The sequence below is a fragment of the Bradyrhizobium sp. UFLA05-153 genome, from assembly GCF_054185185.1.
Window position 1 is genome coordinate 1 of the sequence record NZ_JBBIAM010000269.1, and the last position, 3039, is coordinate 3039.

Consider the following 3039-nt stretch of genomic DNA (forward strand, 5'->3'; position numbering starts at 1 on the left):
AAATGGTGATCACGATGCTCTGGAATGGGTGATCACGATGGCCTGGAATCGGTGATCACGATCGGCTGGAACGCGCAGTGACCATTGCCGCCTCATCCTCGAAGTGGGCGCGCCGAAGAGAATGAGCGGTTTGAGCTAGATCAAAGAGTCAGCAACAACGCGGCAAAGGCCACCACCGAGGCCATACCAGCAGCAATTACCATCAACTGAAATAACCGATCCTTCCCCATTGTGATACCGTGGCACACATCGGGGTCGGACAGCTATGTAGTTTGTGCCAGTCGTAGCAAATGCCTCGCGCAGTCGACGCCGCAGAATGCCACACGCGAAAATCAAGATCGTGCCGCAATGGCTCTAGCGAAGTCGCCTATCGGCTGACCGAGCAACCGTCCGATTTAGGTCCAGAGCGTTATTGAGGCCGCCTCAGTTGGCGGCCTCCTTGTTTCTCATGGAAGGTTGTTGTTGTTGTCTATTGTGTCGCCGAAGGAACTATTCCCGGTAAAGATGCTGCCGGGGGCAAAGTTTTTAGCCCTGATCCCCGCAATGATCTGCGCTTCATTTGTCGGTACGGACATTCCGCCGGCGATCTGGTCGAGCTCCCCGATCGACAGTTCGAGGGTTTCGGTTCGCGCAATCTTCGCCATGTTCATTGTCCCTACTTCATGAGGGGATCGCTCCCCGTTCAATCTGATGTCGGAGGTTTAGACCGCACAGTTCGTCCGCGTGGTGACGAAGGTCACACTGGTCAGGGCGCGGGGCTTCGGTCCCGCGCTTTTGCTTTCAACCTTCCGGCGCTGCGTCGTCGCGCGGATTCGGTTGGCGCAGATTTTCGATATCAATGTAGCGAACCAACTGCCGCGCCTCGTCGCCCGAGTTGGGCAAATGCCACAAGGCACGCCGCGCGATCTCACGCAGGAGCGCGACTTGGTCCGGTGCCGGATGCGGTCCGGGCATTCGCTCGCTCGCGGCTAAGGCGCCGTCAACGATATGGTGTGCGGCCATGCGAGCCCAGGCTTCGCGGTCGCTTTCTTCAAGGTCACGCATCTACGAGATTGCCGTACAGCGAGATCGTTTCACACCGGATTTCACGGCTATTCCTCGCGCTCGATGGCCTGTCCGATCCTGCAAACGAGAACGGCTCCGGCGCGCGAGGCTGGAGACACACCAGAGCCGTCCCTCCCTATGCGCACCGCCGCGCGCAAATCCATCGTACCGACAAAGAGCGGCAAAGCGAGGCGCGCTCTCGGAGTAGCCCAGAAGCTCCGTTTCAACACTTGACGCGGGACTCGGCGGGCGTTGCATCGCCTTGGGCCTCGGTTGGCCTTCAGACCTGCTGCCTGGCTCGCGCAAAAGGGCTATCCCGGCCGCTCATTTGATCAAGTGCGCCAGGAAGGACTCACAAGCTTTCTCAGCTTCAGAAAACGTTTCGAAGGGCGAGCCGATTACCTTGATGGCTGGTCTGTTCGGATAGAACGGTCGCCACGAGGCCAAAAAGCCGGGCTTGCCGTGAAGGCCGGGACCGGAATGGCTTTCGAAGCTGATCACGAACGAAAAGCCGCGGCTGCTTGCGCTCCAGACTTCCAGGTCCTTTACGGGACTAATGATGCGGGTGAATTGCATTATGCATCCGACCTGATCTGCCTCCTTGAATGAAGGAATCGCTTCGTTGATTCGGAAAATGCAGGGCTGCTGACATAGCGGCTGTTTTCCCCAGCCGCTGCTGTGTCAGGAATCGAACAGTCAAACTTTCATGGTTACTCTACCCTCTGCATTGGCAGATACTTTGTTGATTCGGAGAATGCGACGTTGGCAATGGGCAAAGTGAAGTGGTTCAACGCGACCAAAGGCTATGGAGTCATTCAACCTGATGACGGCGGCTCGGACGTCTTCGTGCACATCAGTGCCGTCGAGAAAGCCGGCTATACGGGCTTGGCCGAGGGCGCGCGGATCAGCTACGAATTGAGGGCAGGGCGCTCGGGCAAAATGTCCGCGGAAAGTCTGCGGATTGGCTGACGGCGCGTCGACTAGTGCGAGCCATCAGGCGGCGACGTCGAACTGCGGCGCGCCCAGAGCGAGGCCCGCCGGGTCACGTTGGCGGTCCGCTTCTCCGTTCGTTAGGTTTCCCTGCAAGCAACTGCGAAGTTTTCGCAGATTGAGGCAAACGCATTTTTCGCTTCAGCTGGCTCAAAGCAAAACCGCGTCCCAGCATCGCCGCGCTCGATCCACCAGTCGATCTTGCTTCCCCGCGCGATGCGGGAGGCTTCACCGCGCAACCGGTCCAGTTGCCTTCCATAGGCCCGAACAATCAGTCCGTTTTCCATATCCATATTCTCCAAAAACTTACGCCGCCGGCTCGAAATGAAACTTTCCCCGGCTGCGCTGTCTCAAGCTGGGCCCGCTAATCCCCAGCAACCAAAGCCGAGCAAGCGGTATGCCAAGCCTCTGTGAAGAGCTTCACTCGCGGAGTGCAATAAATTGAGGAAAGGCGCCACTGGGGGCTGGGCAAGTAGTGGCGCCTTTTCCCCAAGCACAAGGCCGCAAAAGCGTCCCCAAGCGGCCCCGTCCCAATATGAGAGCCTGTGCCGATTACGTTAAAGTTGAGTGAAGGCTCGTGGTTCAGGCTCGTCGCCCGTCCTAGATGCTTGCGGTTCCTATGTCCGCAACCGAACATTCGAAGGTTCGCTAAGCTCCACCTTCGCGAGAGCCTGATTCACGGGGGGACGCACGAACGTGCTGGGTGGCTTGTTGACGCGCAGGCGCATGCGCAAATTTTTTGTTGATTTTCCCGTCTTGCAAAAAGCGCCTCTTCCGCGACGCGAGCGCGCTACATGCTCGGCGAGGAACGCTTGACCTGCGATCATTGCGGAGCAACAGACTCGGTAACTTTCTGACGTTTCGAGGGGATGGCTCACCACGCGTGCGCCTGGAGTCAGGACACCGCTAGAGCTCACGCTCCATCGCAGGATGGCTGCGGTTCTTCACCTTGTATGGGGCTTTCCTTGTCAAGGGTAAACTTCCTCACACGCTGCTCTCTATCCA

At 58.1% G+C, this 3039-nt stretch carries 5 protein-coding genes; 1 reads left to right on the forward strand and 4 read right to left on the reverse strand.

What is annotated here, in order from left to right; all coding sequences use genetic code 11:
• Positions 1 to 446: 446 nt before the first annotated feature.
• From Q2941_RS51085 to Q2941_RS51095, 3 genes are all read right to left on the reverse strand, one after another.
• Positions 447 to 644: a hypothetical protein gene (locus Q2941_RS51085; protein ID WP_458197465.1), complete on the reverse strand. Its 198-nt coding sequence runs from the start codon at positions 642 to 644 to the stop codon at positions 447 to 449.
• Positions 645 to 780: 136 nt separating this feature from the next.
• Positions 781 to 1044, reverse strand: coding sequence for a hypothetical protein (locus tag Q2941_RS51090; protein WP_458197466.1), 264 nt, complete (start codon positions 1042 to 1044; stop codon positions 781 to 783).
• Positions 1045 to 1368: 324 nt separating this feature from the next.
• Positions 1369 to 1620 (reverse strand): hypothetical protein, encoded by a 252-nt coding sequence (locus tag Q2941_RS51095; protein WP_458197467.1) that lies wholly within the window; start codon positions 1618 to 1620, stop codon positions 1369 to 1371.
• A 186-nt stretch (positions 1621 to 1806) separates the two neighbouring features.
• Between Q2941_RS51095 and Q2941_RS51100 the strand changes: the two genes are divergently transcribed.
• Positions 1807 to 2013, forward strand: a complete 207-nt coding sequence (locus Q2941_RS51100; RefSeq protein ID WP_458197468.1) for a cold-shock protein — start codon at positions 1807 to 1809, stop codon at positions 2011 to 2013.
• Between the two features lie 101 nt (positions 2014 to 2114).
• Here Q2941_RS51100 and Q2941_RS51105 read toward each other — a convergent pair whose 3' ends face one another.
• Positions 2115 to 2321 carry a hypothetical protein gene (locus Q2941_RS51105; RefSeq protein ID WP_458197469.1) on the reverse strand — a complete coding sequence of 69 codons (207 nt, stop codon included), beginning with the start codon at positions 2319 to 2321 and terminating at the stop codon, positions 2115 to 2117.
• Positions 2322 to 3039 lie beyond the last annotated feature (718 nt).